The 17,596-nt window shown below is 37.0% G+C and carries 14 protein-coding genes; 11 read left to right on the forward strand and 3 right to left on the reverse strand.

What is annotated here, in order from left to right; genetic code table 11:
- Nucleotides 1-19 precede the first annotated feature (19 nt).
- The 5 genes from PT287_RS07200 (at nt 20) to PT287_RS07220 (ending at nt 4,040) form a co-directional block, all read left to right on the forward strand.
- Nucleotides 20-490: a DNA starvation/stationary phase protection protein gene (locus PT287_RS07200; RefSeq protein WP_277133777.1), complete on the forward strand. Its 471-nt coding sequence runs from the start codon at nt 20-22 to the stop codon at nt 488-490.
- Between the two features lie 158 nt (nt 491-648).
- A complete protein-coding gene (locus PT287_RS07205) occupies nt 649-1,461 on the forward strand; it encodes a Cof-type HAD-IIB family hydrolase (RefSeq protein ID WP_277133778.1) in 813 nt (270 codons plus the stop codon).
- A gap of 106 nt (nt 1,462-1,567) precedes the next feature.
- Nucleotides 1,568-2,260, forward strand: a complete 693-nt coding sequence (gene rpiA / locus PT287_RS07210; protein WP_277133779.1) for a ribose-5-phosphate isomerase RpiA — start codon at nt 1,568-1,570, stop codon at nt 2,258-2,260.
- A 122-nt stretch (nt 2,261-2,382) separates the two neighbouring features.
- Entirely contained in the window at nt 2,383-3,303 is a 921-nt protein-coding gene (locus tag PT287_RS07215; protein WP_277133780.1) for a nucleoside hydrolase, read from the forward strand.
- A gap of 11 nt (nt 3,304-3,314) precedes the next feature.
- Nucleotides 3,315-4,040: a GntR family transcriptional regulator gene (locus PT287_RS07220; protein ID WP_277133782.1), complete on the forward strand. Its 726-nt coding sequence runs from the start codon at nt 3,315-3,317 to the stop codon at nt 4,038-4,040.
- A gap of 72 nt (nt 4,041-4,112) precedes the next feature.
- On the opposite strand, the gene PT287_RS07225 is transcribed toward PT287_RS07220, so the two are convergent.
- Entirely contained in the window at nt 4,113-4,877 is a 765-nt protein-coding gene (locus PT287_RS07225) for a DeoR/GlpR family DNA-binding transcription regulator (protein ID WP_277133784.1), read from the reverse strand.
- 287 nt (nt 4,878-5,164) lie between these two features.
- Between PT287_RS07225 and PT287_RS07230 the strand changes: the two genes are divergently transcribed.
- Both PT287_RS07230 and PT287_RS07235 read left to right on the forward strand, forming a co-directional pair.
- Nucleotides 5,165-7,564 carry a phosphoketolase family protein gene (locus tag PT287_RS07230; protein ID WP_277133785.1) on the forward strand — a complete coding sequence of 800 codons (2,400 nt, stop codon included), beginning with the start codon at nt 5,165-5,167 and terminating at the stop codon, nt 7,562-7,564.
- Between the two features lie 453 nt (nt 7,565-8,017).
- Nucleotides 8,018-10,687, forward strand: a complete 2,670-nt coding sequence (locus PT287_RS07235; RefSeq protein WP_277133786.1) for a calcium-translocating P-type ATPase, PMCA-type — start codon at nt 8,018-8,020, stop codon at nt 10,685-10,687.
- A 179-nt stretch (nt 10,688-10,866) separates the two neighbouring features.
- Here PT287_RS07235 and PT287_RS07240 read toward each other — a convergent pair whose 3' ends face one another.
- Nucleotides 10,867-11,715 carry an Rgg/GadR/MutR family transcriptional regulator gene (locus PT287_RS07240; protein WP_277133787.1) on the reverse strand — a complete coding sequence of 283 codons (849 nt, stop codon included), beginning with the start codon at nt 11,713-11,715 and terminating at the stop codon, nt 10,867-10,869.
- 174 nt (nt 11,716-11,889) lie between these two features.
- Here PT287_RS07240 and PT287_RS07245 point away from each other — a divergent pair, with 174 nt between their 5' ends.
- A complete protein-coding gene (locus PT287_RS07245) occupies nt 11,890-12,831 on the forward strand; it encodes an MraY family glycosyltransferase (protein WP_277133788.1) in 942 nt (313 codons plus the stop codon).
- 58 nt (nt 12,832-12,889) lie between these two features.
- On the opposite strand, the gene PT287_RS07250 is transcribed toward PT287_RS07245, so the two are convergent.
- Nucleotides 12,890-13,339, reverse strand: a complete 450-nt coding sequence (locus PT287_RS07250; protein ID WP_277133789.1) for a GAF domain-containing protein — start codon at nt 13,337-13,339, stop codon at nt 12,890-12,892.
- A 141-nt stretch (nt 13,340-13,480) separates the two neighbouring features.
- Here PT287_RS07250 and PT287_RS07255 point away from each other — a divergent pair, with 141 nt between their 5' ends.
- From PT287_RS07255 to PT287_RS07265, 3 genes are all read left to right on the forward strand, one after another.
- Nucleotides 13,481-14,887: a DHA2 family efflux MFS transporter permease subunit gene (locus PT287_RS07255; RefSeq protein ID WP_277133966.1), complete on the forward strand. Its 1,407-nt coding sequence runs from the start codon at nt 13,481-13,483 to the stop codon at nt 14,885-14,887.
- 216 nt (nt 14,888-15,103) lie between these two features.
- Complete coding sequence (locus tag PT287_RS07260; RefSeq protein WP_277133790.1) at nt 15,104-17,125, forward strand: BglG family transcription antiterminator; 2,022 nt, start codon at nt 15,104-15,106, stop codon at nt 17,123-17,125.
- A gap of 3 nt (nt 17,126-17,128) precedes the next feature.
- Nucleotides 17,129-17,596, forward strand: a complete 468-nt coding sequence (locus PT287_RS07265) for a PTS sugar transporter subunit IIA (protein ID WP_277133791.1) — start codon at nt 17,129-17,131, stop codon at nt 17,594-17,596.

Genomic DNA, 17,596 nt, shown 5'->3' on the forward strand with positions numbered 1-17,596 from the left:
GAATAGGAGGAATTTTATTATGAAATATCCTAAGACTAAAGAAGTTTTAAATCAATTAGTAGCTGACTTGACGCAGATGCACATGATTGTGCACCAACATCATTGGTACATGCGTGGTGAGCGCTTTTTGAAGCTGCACCCATATCTTGATAAGGTAATGGATGAATTAGCTGATCAACAAGATTTAGTAGCAGAACGGTTGATTACCTTAGATGGTTCACCAGTTTCAACTCTTAGTGACATTGCTAAAATGACTAAAATCAAGGATGAAGAACCCAACTGGAACGAAACAATTGATGAGCGTTATGCCAAGATTATTGCCGGATATCGGCAATTAGAGCAGGACTATCAAAAGGGCTTGGAAGTCAGCGATGCAGAGGGTGATTATTCAACTAATGATATGTTTACGACTTGTCATTCAGAGGTTGAAAAGCGAATTTGGATGATGTCCGCAGAAATTAATCAGGCACCAGAAATTGATCCAGAATAATTAATACTAAAATAAAAAGCTTGAATTTAAACTGAGAAAATACAGTAGATTCAAGCTTTTTTTGTTTGTTAAAATCTTGCAGCTAAACTTTTTAATTTATCTTGGAATGGTGCTGACTCTGCGGTATTCTTAAATAAAAAGAAAGAGATTAAGTCTAAATGACAAAGATTAAATTAATAGCAATCGATGTTGATAATACATTGGTTAATGCCAAGAAGGAAATAGTGCCGCAAGTTAAGGCTGCAATTCAAGCTGCTAAGAAGAAAGGAATCAAAGTAGTTATTTGTACAGGACGTTCGCTTTCGGGAACGCAGCAGTACCTAACAGAATTAGGTTTGGCTAATTGCGATGATCAGTTTATTGTTAGTCTAAATGGTGCAGTAGTTGAGACTACTAGTGGTCAGGTGATTTTTGATCGCCACTTGCCATACAATGATTATTTGCGCTTAGAGCAGATTGCACGCCAGTTGCATCTTCATTTTCAAGCTGTTGATGTTGAACGAATTTACACTGCTGATCGTGATATTGGGCATTATACTGTCTATAATTCACGCGTAGTTAAAATGGAAATTTCTTATCGTACTAAAGAAGAGATGGCCAATATTCCGATTTATAAAGTAATGTATTTAGATGAGCCTGAGCTTTTAAACAAGGCAATGACTAGCCCACTATTTCAAGCTGTTCAGGATAAGGTTTCATTAACCAAGACCGAGCCGTTTTATTACGAAGGAGTTGCTAAAGGCTTAGATAAGGCTGCTGGACTTGACGCTTTGTGCAATTATCTAAACTTGGATGCAGCTAATATCATGGCAATTGGTGATGAAGCCAACGATATTTCAATGATTAAATATGCTGGTCTGGGTGTTGCAATGGGCAATGCGACACCAGCAGCTAAACAGGCAGCTGATCAGATTACGGCCGATTGTGAGCATGCCGGTGTAGCACAAGCAATTGGGCAAATACTAGCGTAAAGTAACCCTTTAAGTAATGTTATTCTTAGCTTCAAATGTATTAATCTTTGCTATAATAAGGTTGATTTATGAGATGGCGATAATTTAAAAATAGAAAGTATAACCCATGGATAAAGAAGAACAGGATAAATTAAAGAAAAAAGCTGGAATTAAAGCTGCTAGTCTTGTTAAATCGGGGATGAGATTAGGAATTGGTACTGGTTCAACAGTAGCTTTTCTAATTGATGCCTTGGGTAAACGCAAGCAAGAAGAAGGTTTGCAGTTAGCCGCCATTGCTACTACTTCCAGTAGAAGTAAGAAGCAAATGGAGAGTTGGGGCTTTAAAGTTAACGAACTTGCCGAGATTGACCAGCTTGATTTAACAATTGATGGCGCCGATCGTTTTGCAGCAAACTTTGATGGCATTAAGGGTGGCGGCGGTGCCTTAACGCTAGAAAAGAACGTTGCCATTAATTCGAAAAAAGTAATGTGGATTGTTGATGAGTCAAAAGTTGTAGAACATTTGAGTGGCTTTGCGTTGCCTGTGGAAGTTTTACCAATTTCTTGTGAACAAAATTTCCGCCGCTTTGCTGCTGAGGGGTTAAATCCTAAATGGCGAATGGCTGATGGCAAGCGCTTTGTAACTCATTATGGTAATTATATTATTGACTTAGACCTTGACCGGATACCAGTTCCACACGGTCTTGCTGACTATCTTGATCATACCGTAGGTGTTGTCGAGCACGGATTGTTCCTTGATATGTGTGATGAAGTCATTATCGCGCATCGCAACGGTGAGATTGAGGATCGGAAAAAATAAAATTCCAAGATGAATTGCTGATAGAGGTGACTATTAGCAGTTCATTTTTTGTTTTTTAAAGAAGCAACTAGGGCTAAGATTTGGTATGATTGACATATAAACTTTTTAAAAGAGGAAATTTAATGACGAAAAAACCTTTGATTATCAGTACAGATCCCGGAATTGATGATGCAGTTGCAATTACAATTGCATTATTTGCTCAAGAATTAGACGTCAAGCTAATTGCGGCAACTTGGGGCAATGTGACACTAGAAAAGACCTTACAAAATGCGTTAAAGTTAGAAACTTTTTTACAAACAAAGATACCGGTTGTTGCTGGAGCAACAAGGCCATTGCTGCGGGCAGCTATCGATGCTTCAAGTGTTCATGGCAAGTCTGGAATGGCTGGCTATGATTTTCCTGAAGCTGACGAATCGTTATTGCTTCCTGGTTTAGCTGCGTCAGCTATTCATGAAGTGGTTGCCAAAAGTAGTACTAAGGTAACTTTAATGCAAATTGGTCCAGCGACAGATTTTGCTCTCTACTTTAGACAATATCCAGATGACCTTGCTAAAATTGAAGAATTAGTAATTATGGGTGGTGCGATTGGCCGCGGTAACTGGGGACCATATAGTGAATATAACGTTGCAGGTGATCCTGAAGCTGCGCAGATTGTTTTTGACGGTGGCGTGCCAATCAAGGTAGCACCACTGGAATTAGGTCACCAAGCTTTTATTACGCAAGAGACTTTACAAAAAATCAAGGTTTTAGGTAAGACTGGTGACATGTTGTACCATATTTTGACTAATCTCCATGATGAAACAGAATCTGATGGTCGTGAGATTTATGATGCGCTAGCTGCAGGGATGCTGCTCAATCCTAAGATGTATACTTTTAAACCAGCTTACATTGTGGTTGATACCAAAAGTCCGCATGCTTATGGAGCATCAATTATGGACTTTAACAATTTCTTTGGTAAGCCAGCTAATGCCCAAGTTGGCGTTAAGGTAGATCAAAAAGTATTTTCTGATTGGATTATTCAGGCAATTAAACAAGCAAATTAGTGAGGCAGTAAATGGCAGATTTTGTTTATCGGACCGTGATGCATGATATTAAGCAGAATATTTTAAATAATAAGTATGATGGGATGCGGCTGCCCGATGAGCGCAGCTTAGCTGAGCACTACCAAGTTAGCCGCTCATCAATGAAGCGGGCAATGGAATTGTTGTCACAGCAAGGGATTGTCTTCAAAAAACGTGGCAGTGGGACCTTCATTAATCCCCTTTATTTAAAAAATCAGTCCTTATTTCGCTATGAAGGCTCTAATTTGGGGTTAACTGATAGTTTGAAAGTGCCGGGTAAAACGCAGAAAATTAAGTTGCTTGATTTTAACGTTATTAAAGCTTCTGAAAGTATCGGGCAGGACTTATTTTTAAACAAAAATGATTTTGTGTATGAATTTCGGCGGTTGCGGCTGATGGATGACCAGCCATTTTTAATTGAGACTGGTTATCTGCCAATCAAGATTGTGCCGGAGCTAAAGCCGCAGCATTTGCAGAACTCACTGTTTAATTATTTGGAAGATACTCAGAATAAGGTAGTCACCAAGGCCTTTTTAAACATTACAGTTGATCCATCAAGTGCGGATGACCAAAAACAGCTCCAGCTGAAGCCAACTGAGCCGGTTGGGGTAATGGAAGGGATTTTCTTTCTCGACGATGGTACTCCGTTTGAGTTTTCAACGATGCGCGTTCATTATCAGTACATGCGTTTTAATACATTTGTTAATTTGAATAAATAGCAAAAGAGCAAGCCAAGGCTTGCTCTTTTTGTTAGGATACATTTTGTTTAAAGAAGGAAATTATGCATCAGTTCACTTCTTTAGGACGGAAATAATTCGCGTTGTTGGCGCAAAATTTTGCTTAAATTGGTCAGGTAATGGCTCATCGGTAATGAGCACATCAATCTGACTCAGAGGAACAGCCATGTAAGGGGCAACTTTCGAATTATTAAACTTGTGCTTTTCGGCAACAACGATAATTCTTTTAGCGCGCGAGGTCGCTACTTTGATTAATTCGGCATCGCTAATCTTAGGCAGGTAAATACCATCGCTTTTAACATTAGCCGTACCAACGAAAGCGTTATTGAAACTGATTCTTTTTAATGAATCAAGTGCTGAAACGGAGTAATTAAAGCGATGTTCCTTATTAACTTTGCCGCCTAAAAGTAAGATTTCTGGGAACTCGGACCGCATCAGTTCAAGTGAATTATCAATAGAATTGGTAACGATTTGTAAATTGGTACCGCTGATTAGCTGACACAATTTTTTAAGGATAGTTGATGGCCCAATAAAATCGCATTGCTTGGAATGGATAAAATGTTGCGCCACCTGCGCCATCTTAGTTTTAATCGGTGAGTCAATCTGGTTTCGTGTTAAAAACGGCCGGCCTTCATCATCGGTATTGCTAATTAGGCCGCCATGAACCCTGATTGCTTGACCAGTCGAAACTAACTGAATCACGTCGCGTCTAGCGGTATCAAACGAAATATTAAAGTGTGTAGCTAAGTCGCGGGTAATTAAATGGTTTTGCCGCTCGAGCATTTGTCTAATTTCATGTAATCGTTGCTCCTGTGTCATCCTACTTCCTCCAAAAATAAATTTATCATCTTTAGTGATTATTATAAATATTTTAATTAAAAAGTCAGAATTTTTATCAGCATTTATCGGTATTTATGTATTTAAGCACTGATAAAGAAAATTGTAATCCCCTAATAACCTTGATGTAGCAACTGTTAAAGTTTTCAAATGCTGATTTTTAAAATTGGAACGAACCAATTATAAAAATGGTTGAACTTTTAGAGAAACTTGCTATAATATATTGTGTAAAGAGTAATTAAGTAAGTAATTGCTAAAGGAGAAATAAAATGGCAGTTGATTACGATTCAAAAGAATTTTTAAAGAGTGTTGATGCATATTGGCGCGCAGCCAATTATTTATCTGTTGGACAGCTTTTCTTAATGAGCAATCCATTATTAAAACGTGAATTGAAGGCTAGTGATGTTAAGCCAAAGCCAATTGGTCACTGGGGCACAATTTCACCACAAAACTTCATTTATGCTCACTTAAACCGGGTAATTAAGAAGTACAACTTGGATATGTTCTATATCGAAGGTTCAGGTCATGGTGGTCAAGTAATGGTTTCAAATGCCTACCTTGATGGCTCATACAGCGAACGCTTCCCGAACATTCCGCAAAATGAAGAAGGAATGGCTAAATTATTTAAGCGCTTCAGTTTTCCTGGTGGTTCAGCTTCGCACGCTGCTCCTGAAACTCCTGGTTCATTACATGAAGGTGGAGAGTTAGGTTATTCTATCTCTCACGGTACTGGTGCAATTTTAGATAATCCTGATGTAATTGCTGCTGTTGAAGTTGGTGATGGTGAGTCAGAAACCGGCCCACTTGCAACTAGTTGGTTTAGTGACAAGTTTATTAACCCAATTAAAGATGGTGCAGTCTTACCAATTTTACAAATCAACGGGTTCAAGATTTCTAACCCAACCATTGTTTCCAGAATGACCGACGAAGAACTAACAAAGTACTTTGAAGGCATGGGCTGGCACCCATACATTATTTCTGCTTATGACGGCGGCGAATTTGATGGTTACAAGGACCACATGCAAGTTCACGAAGAAATGGCTAAGTTGATGGATACTGTGATTGAAGAAATTAAAGCAATTCAAAAGCATGCTCGTGAAAATAATGACGCTACTTTGCCACATTGGCCAATGATTATCTTCCGTGTACCTAAGGGTTGGACTGGTCCGAAGTTTGATCTTGATGGTAACCCAATCGAAAACTCATTTAGAGCTCACCAAATTCCAATTCCTGTTGCTCAAGACGATATGGAACACAAGGATATGTTGGTTGACTGGCTTAAGAGCTACAAGCCAGAAGAATTATTCGATGAAAATGGTGCACCAACTGAACTTGTTAAAGAGGACATGGTTCATGGTGACCAAAGAATGGCTATGAACCCAATTACTAATGGTGGTAAGAATCCTAAGCGTTTGGCTTTGCCTGACTACCGCAAGTATGCTTTGAAGTTTGACAAGCCAGGTTCAGTTGAAGCTCAAGACATGGCTGAATGGGCAAAATACTTGAGTGAAGTTGCTGATCTTAACCCAGATTCATTCCGTGGTTTTGGTCCAGATGAAACTAAATCTAACAGAATGTTTAAGTTGCTTGATGAGCAAAAGCGGCAATGGGAAGAGCCGATTCATGATCCAAATGATGAAAACTTGGCACCAAGTGGTCGAATTATTGACTCACAATTATCAGAACACCAAGATGAAGGGTGGCTTGAAGGCTACGTCCTAACTGGTCGTCATGGCTTCTTTGCAACATACGAAGCCTTTGGTCGTGTTGTTGACTCAATGTTAACCCAACACATGAAGTGGTTGCGCAAGGCTAAGGAACAATATTGGCGTAAGGATTACCCATCGTTAAACTTTGTTGCTACTTCAACTGTATTCCAACAAGACCACAATGGTTACACACACCAAGACCCAGGTATTTTGACTCACATGTACGAAAAGAATCGTCCAGATTTAGTTCATGAATATCTGCCTTCAGACACGAACTCACTATTAGCAATTTCACAAAAGGCCTTTAGTGATCGTGAATGTATCAACATTTTGGTAACTTCTAAGCAACCTCGTCCACAATGGTTCTCAATTGATGAAGCAACTAAAATTGCTCAACATGGTTTGTCATACATTGATTGGGCTTCAACTGATCAAAATGCTAAACCTGATGTTGTCTTTGCTTCAACAGAAACTGAACCAACAATGGAATCACTTGCCGCAATTGATATTTTGCACAAGGAATTTCCAGATTTGAAGATGCGTTACATTAACATCATTGACATTATGAAGTTGATGAACACTAAGGATAATCCAGATGCAATTTCAGATGAAGAATTTGATCGCTTGTTCCCAAGTGATGTTCCTGTAATCTTTGCATGGCATGGTTTCAAGGCAATGATGCAATCAATCTGGTTCGGTCGTAAGCGTGACAACATTCATATTCACTGCTACGAAGAAGAAGGCGACATTACTACACCATTTGACATGCGGGTAGTGAATGAACTCGATCGTTTCCACTTAGCTAAGGATGCTGTCTTAAGTGTTCCACGCTTAGCTGGTAAGAGTACTGGCTTTGTTAACAAGATGGATGACTTACTTGCTAAGCACCACCAATACATTCGTGATAATGGTAAGGATATGCCAGAAGTTACTGAATGGAAATGGACTGGCTTGAAGTAAATAACTTAAAAGTATCTCCATAACTTATAAAGAACCTAGTTTCGATTGAAACTAGGTTCTTTGTTTTTTTAAAAGTAATATAGATTTGATAATTTGCTGGCGAGCTTGATAAAATTTTTTACCAAACAAAAATAATTAATGTAATGCTACTGTTAACAAGCGCTGACTCTGAGTGCTGACGATTCTACTACCAATAGGATCATTTTTGTTACTCCATAGCATGAGACTTGTATAGTGAACAAGCTGCGACTTTTGCAATTTAATACCAGTTTTTAATTAATTTTTCTTGTTAAAACAAGCTGAATTATTTATAATGAACATAATCATAAGGGAGTAACAGCAATTACTTGCGATAAGCCCAACAGCCGAAAGAAAAAACTTTCTGGACTTATCTTAATTAGTGAGACTTGTGTGCGGTATGCATATAAGTCTCTTTTTTATTAGGAGGTAACAATGGCCCAAGATTATTACAGACAGCAGTCCCAAGAAGTAGCGAATGAGTTAGGCACATCACTTTCTCAAGGATTGACTGCAAGTCAGGTAAAGCAGCGCCGAGAAAAATATGGTGCTAACAGTTTAGCCGGTAAAAAGAAGGTCAGTCTCTGGCAGCGCTTTTTAGCTCAATTCAAGGATTTTATGATTATTGTCTTGATTATTGCGGCGCTATTATCGGGCTTTGTCGCTCAAGAGTGGACTGATGCGGCAATTATTATGATTGTCGTTTTATTAAATGCGATTTTGGGTGTTTTTCAAGAGGCGCGTTCAGAAGAAGCAATTAACGCGTTAAAAAAGATGGCTACACCAAGTGCGCATGTTCGGCGTAATGGTCAAGTCGAAGAAATTCCCAGCACTGAATTGGTTCCTGGTGATGTCGTTCTGCTGGAGGCTGGCGACGTTGTACCAGCTGATTTGCGTTTAACAAGTGTTAACAGCTTAAAGGTGGAGGAGTCAGCTTTAACTGGTGAGTCGGTACCTGTTGATAAGCAAGCAGGACAATTGGAAGAAGAGCAAGTTGCATTGGCAGATCAAGATAACATGGCCTTTGCCAATACGAATGTCACCTATGGCCGTGCTGAGGGCATCGTTACCCAAACGGGAATGAATACTGAGGTTGGTAAAATCGCGACGCTGCTCAATAACACTGATGAAACCGACACGCCGCTAAAACAAAATTTAAACCAGCTGGGCAAAACTTTAACGATTATGATTTTAGTAATCTGCGCTATTGTATTTGCAGTTGGCTTTTTCACCAAGCAAGGCACGGAGCCAACCGATAAGTTAGCGATTGATATGTTCCTCGTGGCTGTGTCGCTAGCAGTAGCGGCGATTCCGGAGGGATTGCCAGCGATTGTTACCATTATTTTGGCATTGGGCACACAAGTGATGGCTAAGCACAAGTCGATTGTGCGTAAATTGCCCGCAGTTGAGACTTTAGGTGCCACTGACGTGATTTGTTCTGATAAAACAGGAACACTGACGCAGAACAAAATGACAGTTGAACGCATTTATTATGCTGGCCAAAATCATCAGGCTAAACAAGCAATTACTGCTAATAATCCTGCCTTACTGGCAATGCTGCTGGCAAATGATACTAAAATGTCAGATGAACAAAAGTTGTTGGGTGATCCGACAGAAACGGCGCTAGTGCAATATGCACTGGATCATCAAATCAATGTTCAAGAGTTGTTAGCACAACATCGCCGTGTTCAGGAAGTGCCATTTGATTCTGAACGGAAGCTGATGAGTACTGTTAATCAGGATGGCGATCATTTCTTAGTGGCCGTAAAGGGTGCACCGGACCAACTGCTAAAGCGAGTAACCAAAATTGAAGAAAACGGTCAAATTGTCCCAATTACTGCTGCTCAAAAACAAGCTATTTTAGCTGCCAATCAGACAATGGCTGAACAAGCATTGCGCGTGCTTGGACTAGCTTATAAGGAAGTTGCGCAGCCTTATGATGAGCCATCGACAAATAATGTTGAGCAAGAGCTTGCTTTTGCCGGCTTAGTTGGGATGATTGACCCAGAAAGACCGGAAGCTAAGGCAGCAATCAAGGAAGCTAAGCAAGCTGGTATTCGGACGATTATGATTACGGGTGACTTCCAAGTAACGGCGCAGGCAATCGCCCAACGGCTTGGCATTATCAGGCCGGGACAAGATCAGCAAGTAATTACGGGAGCCCAACTTGATGAGTTAAGCGATGATTATTTGCACGAACATGTTGGGGACTACAGTGTCTATGCTCGAGTTTCACCTGAACATAAGGTGCGCATTGTCAAAGCTTGGCAGTCACAAGGAAAAATTGTGGCGATGACTGGTGATGGTGTAAACGATGCGCCAAGTTTGAAGCAAGCTGATATTGGGATTGGCATGGGGATTACTGGTACAGAAGTTTCTAAGGGTGCCAGTGACATGATCTTGGCTGATGATAACTTTGCTACAATCGTTGAAGCAGTTAAGCAGGGTCGGAAAGTCTTTAGCAATATTCAGAAGGCAATTTTGTACCTGATGAGTTGTAATGTGGGAGAAGTCTTAACCGTCTTCATGATGACGATGTTAGGCTGGGATATTTTAGCTCCCGTGCAATTATTGTGGATTAATTTGGTAACTGACACGCTGCCGGCAATTGCATTGGGACTTGAACCAGTTGAAAAAGGCATTATGAACAGGCGCCCGCGAGGTAAAAAATCGACGTTTTTTAGTGGCGGGGTAGCCAGCTCCATCATTTATCAGGGTATTTTAGAAGGGATTCTGGTGCTGACAACTTACCAATTAGGACTTAACTTTGGCCCGCATCTTGGTAATAGTAGTTTGCAGCATGGGGATGCATTAACGATGGCCTTTTTGACCTTAGGACTAATCCAATTGTTCCATGCCTTCAACTCCAAGTATATTCACCGATCAATCTTTACAAAACAAACATTTGCTAATAAGTGGTTCAACTGGGCAATATTAATCTCTGCCGTAGTAATGGCAGCAGTAGAACTGCCATTCATGACCAAGTTCTTTGATGTAACTGAATTAAACGGTGTGCAGTGGCTGATTGTTTTGCTAGCTGGCGTTTGCATGATTGTAATTGTGGAAATTGTAAAATTCTGTGAACGAAGATTGGGTGAGAAATAATGACAGAAGCAGATTTATAAAGAGCAAAAATTATTAAAGATTACTTTGCTTCTTGGGTTAAACCTCGTAAGTCCTAAAGTTGGTTACTTTAGGTATCATAAAAAATCCTCTGTCGTAATGACAGAGGATTTTTTGTTAATTAATAGTTAACTTCGTCAAAAGTAGAATAATCATAAAACTTAAATGTTTTGTTTAAAAAATTTAGCTAGTTCATTGCTATATTCAGGCATACCATTAATTTCGATTATTTTAATAATGCAACGACAATTTTCTAAAAAACAATTTTGTGGCTGATAGTGATAAGCAATCATATTTTTAAGTAGGGAAATACAATTTTTGTAGAAGAAAACTTCAGGACTTGTTGAGATTACTTCTGCAGATTTTACAAAAAAATCTGTTTCATTATATTTGTTATTTTGAATACATAGAAAAAGAATATTTGCAATAACGACTAAAAGCGATTTTTTAATTTCGATATCTTTATTATTTTTAAACTGATTAATTAGTTTACGCGCGATTATAATATTTTGATCAATATCATAAAGCAACATAAAATTTCGATATAATTTTATGTATTTTTTGTCCAAAACACTTAAATCTAATAACAAATTTTTTATAAATTGTTTTGTATGATCATTTAAGTTGCTTAAGTCGTTATCTAATAAAGCAATGGCAGCTTCAGTAATTGCAATTTGTCTGTCTTTATTAGTGATGTTACTTTTTTTGATATCCAGTTTTACTTTTTCTAATTCTTTTTTGGAATTTAAGTAATATGCGTTATTGATAAGCTCATTAAATATTTGTTCTTGGTTATAGTTTTGTCGATCACTTTCGTCTAATTCACTAAAAAAATTTATGACAGAAATATTATTGTAATGAAGTAATTTTATTAGGTCTTCCGCAGAAAGATGATGAAGATCCTTTTCAATTCTTGTGTAATATGAACGGCTAATAATGTTGCCAACCCATTTTTCCTGTGTTTTATGTTGTTGTGTACGATATTTTTTAAGTAGTTTGCCAATAGTCATAAGATTCTCCAAATTAAATAGTTCATTAATAAATGTATTATACAATGTATAATTAAAGTTCAAAAATAAAGTTCATATTTGCACGTTCATATTTGTAACAATAAAAAGATTCTTGAAAATTTTTTGTTATACTTCCTTATAGAAATCATTATCAAATAATGAAGGAACAATAAATTGACATACTTGAATATTTTTATTTTATCTTTCTTTGTTGTGGTGCTAACAATCCCAGTTTCTATAATTGTAGCTAAAAAATTAAATTTCTTTGATTTCCCAATAGGTAGAAAAAAGCATGAAAATCCGACGCCTCTACTTGCTGGGGTAAATATTTATCTTTCATTTAGTATTTCTGTATTGATAGTTTCTCATAGTACTAAAAATATTAATCTGGTTTTATTATCTGGTATCATTGTCTTGATAGGCTTATATGATGATTATAAAAAAACAAAATGCCAAGATTTATCTGCTTTTAAAAAAGGCAGTCTTCAACTTTTAGTTGCTGGATTAACTTATTTAAGTGGGATAGGTATACACTCAATAGTTTTGCCTTTTAGCAGGCTCAAAATTAGTTTTAATCCCATTGTTAGTTTCTTTCTAACTATTATTTGGATATTTGGAATTATGACTGTGATCAACTTTAGTGATGGCATAGATGGTCTGGCTGCAACAATAGTTTTTATTTCGGCGATTACATTTTTTATTATTTTAATGATCAAAGGTTTTTATCAGGATTCATATTACTGTATGGCACTTGCGGGATGTTGTTTAGGATATTTTATATACAATAAATATCCGGCTTATATATTTATGGGTGATTGCGGTTCATCATTTTTGGGTTATATACTTGCAGTTATCTCTTTAGATGGGATGTTGAAGCAAGCCTCAATTTCAACTATATTAGTACCTATTGTTTGCTTGTCATTACCAATATTTGATAATATCTTTGTCGTTTTTTCTAGAATAAAGGACAAACAGCCAATTTATATTGGTGATCGTAAACAACTTCATTATAGATTACTTGATAAGGGAATGTCTGTAAAAAAAGCATGGCTTTATTTAGTAATGTACTCTCTTTTAGCTTCATTTATAACATTGCTAATAATAATTTTAAAATAACAAAATATCCTTGTAAGAACCACTCCTACAAGGATATTTTGTTTAATACTGAAAGATTTCACTTCATTACTAATTTCGCAATTTTTTCTAAAAACTCTGAGTCAACTTCGTCAAAAGTTGAGAAATCGTTGCTATCTAAATCTAAAACGGCAATTAATTGGCCATTTTTAACCATTGGGACGACGATTTCGGAATTAGTTGCGGCGTCGCAGGCAATATGTCCCGCAAATTTGTGGACATTAGGTACAATTTGCGTTTGCCGAGTTGCAGCTGCGGTACCACAAACGCCCTTGCCCAGAGCGATGTGCATGCAGGCAACTGGACCTTGGAATGGTCCCAATATCAATTCATCATTTTGATAGCGATAAAAGCCGGCATAACTAACATTGGGCAGACTACTAAACAATAGGGCACTAATGTTACTCATGTTGGCAATTAAGTCATGTTCATTTTCTAGCAGGCTTTGTGCTTGCTGCAAGATTAAGTTATAATTTTCTGTTTTTGTCATTAAAAGTTCTCCTTAAATAATAGTTTAAACCAACTTTTTGAAATTGAAAGGGCTAACAAACTTACGAGAAATTTTTCTTTTTGTTATCCTAATCTAGCCGCTCAAGAAGTGGGCGATTAGGAGGAGTTTTTAATGAAGAAAATGGACGCAATTGTTAAAGTCCACAGGCCATGGCTTGTAATGTCAAGCATGTTAATTGGGACCTTTGTGGGGATGTTATCTGAAACATCACTCAATATTGCTTTGCCACAATTAATGCAGGCATTCAGCGTTGGCGCGAGTCAAGTACAACTCTTAGTTACAGGATACATGCTAGTAATTGGGATTATTTTACCGTTTTCTAGTATTTTAACTAAATGGTTTACAACTAGACAGATTGTTGTTTTTGGTCTAGCAGCTTTTATTATTGGTGCGGTAGTTTCCGCAACAGCACAGAATTTTGCAATTTTACTAACAGGTAGAATGATTCAGGGACTCGGTACTGGTTTGATATTGCCATTAATGTTTACTGTGGCAATGTTAATTTTCCCACCGCAAAAGTTAGGTGCAGCCATGGGTGTGTGTGCGTTAGTCATCATGCTGGCACCAGCCATCGGCCCGACATTAACGGGAATTATTTTAGGTGCATTTACGTGGAACTTTGTCTTCTGGTTATTTGTCCCGTTCTTAGTAATTGCTTTAGTTTTAGCAATTTTTGCTTTGAAAAACGTGGGTCAAATTACCAAGCCGCACGTTGATCTCTTATCAATAATTGAATCAGTTGTCGGCTTTTCTACCTTAGTAATGGGTGTTAGTCTGGCAAGTGGTTTAGGCTGGAGCTCACCAATTGTTTTAGGATTATTGGTAATTGGAATTGTTGTTTTGGTTTTGTATGCCAGAAGACAATTAAACTTAACAGTACCAGTTTTAAATTTACACGTCTTTAATAAGCGGGCTTTTGCTCTCGGCGCAATCAGCGTCATGCTTGATTTTGCCATTATCTTGTCAGCAATGTATCTCTTGCCACAATACTTGCAACGAGGTTTGTCACTGTCAGTTGCATTAACTGGAATGATCATGCTCCCAGGAGGCATTATCAACGCAGTTGTATCAGCATTTGCTGGACGCTTGTATGATTCGTTTGGTGCTAAGAAGCCCGCAGTTGCTGGTTTTATCATTGCATTAATCGGAATTGTAATGTTGATTTTCTCAAATGACAAGTCATCATTAGCATACGTTGTCGCTGCCCACATTGTCCTGATGATTGGTTGTCCGTTAGCAATGTCACCAGCACAAACTCATGCCTTGAATGCATTGCAAGGACCAGAATCAGCTGATGGTAGTACCATTTTGAACACAATGCAACAGATTGTTGGTGCCTTGGCAACAGCGCTGTCAACTAGCTTCTTAAGTTTAGGACAAGCTGCTTATCAAGGTAGTAGTCATGCCGCTGCCTTTACTAATGGTGTGCATTATGGTTTGTACTTTACATTAGTCTTGACAATTATTGGCATTATTGTTGCCTTTAATTTTGGTACTAGGACACCAAGTCATGATATTGAGGCTTAGTTAAGCTAAGTTAATATAACTAAAAAGATCATCACATCTTTTCTAAATTATTTTAGAAAATTTAGTGGTGGTCTTTTTTGCTCTGAAAATCATTAATTTTGCTTGTAAATTTTGGGTACAGTTTATTAAAATTTGGCATGTTAAATTGGGCTTAAAGGTTGTTTTGTAAACGTTGTAAACGCTTATAATTGAAAATGGATGGAGGTGAGAAAGGATTTGAATACAAAGGACAAGAATATTTTATTAAGAATTATTCAGGAAGGAAGTATTACTTCTCAAAGTTTGCAAAAGGATTTTGCTTTAACAAAAGGTCAGGCTGAATATCGAATTGCCAAAATAAACGAAGAATTGGTATTGAAGAAGTTGCCGAAAATTCGGTGTAGTAAACAAAAATATTACGTAGATAAGGAGACAGCTTCTTATTTTCTAAATGATGATAAGAAGGACATCTATTTTAGTCCAGAAGAAAGACGCAATATCATTATCACTCTAATTTTAGGTAGAGATAGTCCAGTTTCACTGATTGATTTAATTATTAATTTGAAAGTAAGTAAAAATACTGTTCTAACGGATATTAATTCGTTGCGTAAAGAATTACAAACTGTAAATCTTAATATTAAAAACACTAGAAAATTGGGCTATTTTATTGCAGGTAATGAATGGACAAAGCGAATTAGATTGCAGCAGGCTGTTAACCAAATTTGTACAACGTTTAAATTCAAAAGTGATGTAGTGACAAGTTTTATTAATTTTGAAAATTTAAGTCAGGTTCAACAAGATGTGTCAGAAATTGAGCAAGCCCTGAATAAACGCTACACAGATGAGAATTTTATTTCCTTAACATTTTATCTGTCTTTGATTTTAAAAAGGATAAAAAGAGGCAAAACAATTAGGAATGCTCAGATTGGTAAAGATAAAGATATTGAACAGACAGATGAATATCAATTCTTGATAAATAATAAAACTGTATTTTCAAATATCCCTAAATATGAGTTGCACTTTATTGCACTATGCATTTTGAGCTCAAATGTTAGTGACCAAATAAGTTCGACAGATTCATATATCAGTCCAGAGTTAAAAAATACCCTGTGGCAGTTTATTTATAGTTTTGAACAAAATTCATTTATTGTATTACCAAATAAGGACGAATTAATCCAAAAATTGTTTAACCACTTTAGGCCTGCATATTTTCGGATAAAGTATGGTTTTCCAACTTATAACCCGTTATATAAAGAGATTATTGAAAAGTATTCGTCTTTACATGAAATTGTTAGACAATCAGTAACACCAATTAACCAATTTTTTGGCCATGAAATTTCAAACGAAGAAATAGCCTATATTACTTTATTCGTTGGCGGGCACTTAGTGGAAAATAATCTTGATACAACGAATAACAAGATTATGACAGCAATAACTATCTGTCCCAATGGAATTTCTGCTTCTAAAATTTTACAGGCCACTTTAGAAAAAACTTTCCCCGAATTTAGTTTTTATCCAGCTTGTACAGTGAGAGAATATAAAAATTTTATTCTGCCTCATGATATTGTCTTTTCAACAGTACCGGTTGAATCCAATAAGAAGGTCTTTGTGATTAAAAACTTGATGGATGCCGATAATATTCAAAGCTTAAGAAACGCTGTATTTAAGGAATTATTTAACCTGAACTATCGTGATATTAACTATGAACAAATAATTAATGTGGTCCAAAAATATTCGAAAGTCAGTGATGCTAGAGGATTAAAACGGGGCATCAAGCAATTATTAGCTACCCCGAAGGGTAAGCCAAATAGCGGCACTATTACAGTGAAGCCTGCAATTGTTTATTTAGAAAGAAAACAATCGTGGCCAACAATTATGCGATTAGTTTCTCAGCCTCTATTTGAGCAAGAAATTATCACAGCGACATTTTTGCCAAAGCTGGAAGCTGAATATCAGAGTCAACCTGAATATATACTGATTGGCAACAAAATAGCTCTTTTGCACCTTAATCCAAGTGACATTAAGCAAAAGCTGGGTTTAAGTATTTTAGTTTCAAAGTATCCAATTAACTATGCTAGTAGAAACATTCATTTAATCGCTTTATTAACTACTCCTAATAAAACAAAACACTTAAACCTTTTGTTTAAAGTCAAGCAACTTTCAGAAGATAAAGAGTTAATTAAGCAACTTAGTTATTCAAATTCACAAGAAGAAGTTAAACAAATTTTAGAAACATTTTTTGAGAAAGTAGATGAGTAAAGCTTGAACTTTAGTGAGTATGTAAACGAAAAAACAATTTATCTGGGATTAGATGTCGCCAATGTGCAGGAACTATTTCAGTTTGTTGCTAATGATTTGGAAAAACATAACTTTGTACTGCCTGGATTTTTTGATTATCTAGTATCAAGAGAAAATAATTATCCTACGGGGTTAAAGCTTGACAACTATGCGGTGGCGATTCCGCATGGCGATCCTAAATATATTCAAAAGCCGTTTGTGGCTGTAATTACACTTAATCATTCAATCAAAGTCAGACAAATGGATGATGCAAATACAGAACTAGATGTAAAGTTATTGTTTTTGTTAGGGATGAACGCGAATAGCACTCATCTGGATCTTCTAAAAGAAATAATTTCTTTAATTCAGCAAGAAAGTTTTGTCAAAAAAATAGGTGCAGCTAAAACGAAGTCAGAGGTAATAAAGGTTATTAGACAAGAGGAAAAGAAGTGA

This window comes from Lactobacillus sp. ESL0679 (assembly GCF_029433515.1).
GTDB lineage: Bacteria > Bacillota > Bacilli > Lactobacillales > Lactobacillaceae > Lactobacillus.

Coding starts and splice junctions, on each gene's coding strand:
- PT287_RS07250 (WP_277133789.1), bottom strand. CDS start 13,339: ATGACAAAAACAGAAAATTATAACTTAATCTTGCAGCAAGCACAAAGC.
- PT287_RS07230 (WP_277133785.1), top strand. CDS start 5,165: ATGGCAGTTGATTACGATTCAAAAGAATTTTTAAAGAGTGTTGATGCA.
- PT287_RS07220 (WP_277133782.1), top strand. CDS start 3,315: ATGGCAGATTTTGTTTATCGGACCGTGATGCATGATATTAAGCAGAAT.
- PT287_RS07235 (WP_277133786.1), top strand. CDS start 8,018: ATGGCCCAAGATTATTACAGACAGCAGTCCCAAGAAGTAGCGAATGAG.
- PT287_RS07240 (WP_277133787.1), bottom strand. CDS start 11,715: ATGACTATTGGCAAACTACTTAAAAAATATCGTACACAACAACATAAA.
- PT287_RS07200 (WP_277133777.1), top strand. CDS start 20: ATGAAATATCCTAAGACTAAAGAAGTTTTAAATCAATTAGTAGCTGAC.
- rpiA (WP_277133779.1), top strand. CDS start 1,568: ATGGATAAAGAAGAACAGGATAAATTAAAGAAAAAAGCTGGAATTAAA.
- PT287_RS07215 (WP_277133780.1), top strand. CDS start 2,383: ATGACGAAAAAACCTTTGATTATCAGTACAGATCCCGGAATTGATGAT.
- PT287_RS07225 (WP_277133784.1), bottom strand. CDS start 4,877: ATGACACAGGAGCAACGATTACATGAAATTAGACAAATGCTCGAGCGG.
- PT287_RS07205 (WP_277133778.1), top strand. CDS start 649: ATGACAAAGATTAAATTAATAGCAATCGATGTTGATAATACATTGGTT.
- PT287_RS07255 (WP_277133966.1), top strand. CDS start 13,481: ATGGACGCAATTGTTAAAGTCCACAGGCCATGGCTTGTAATGTCAAGC.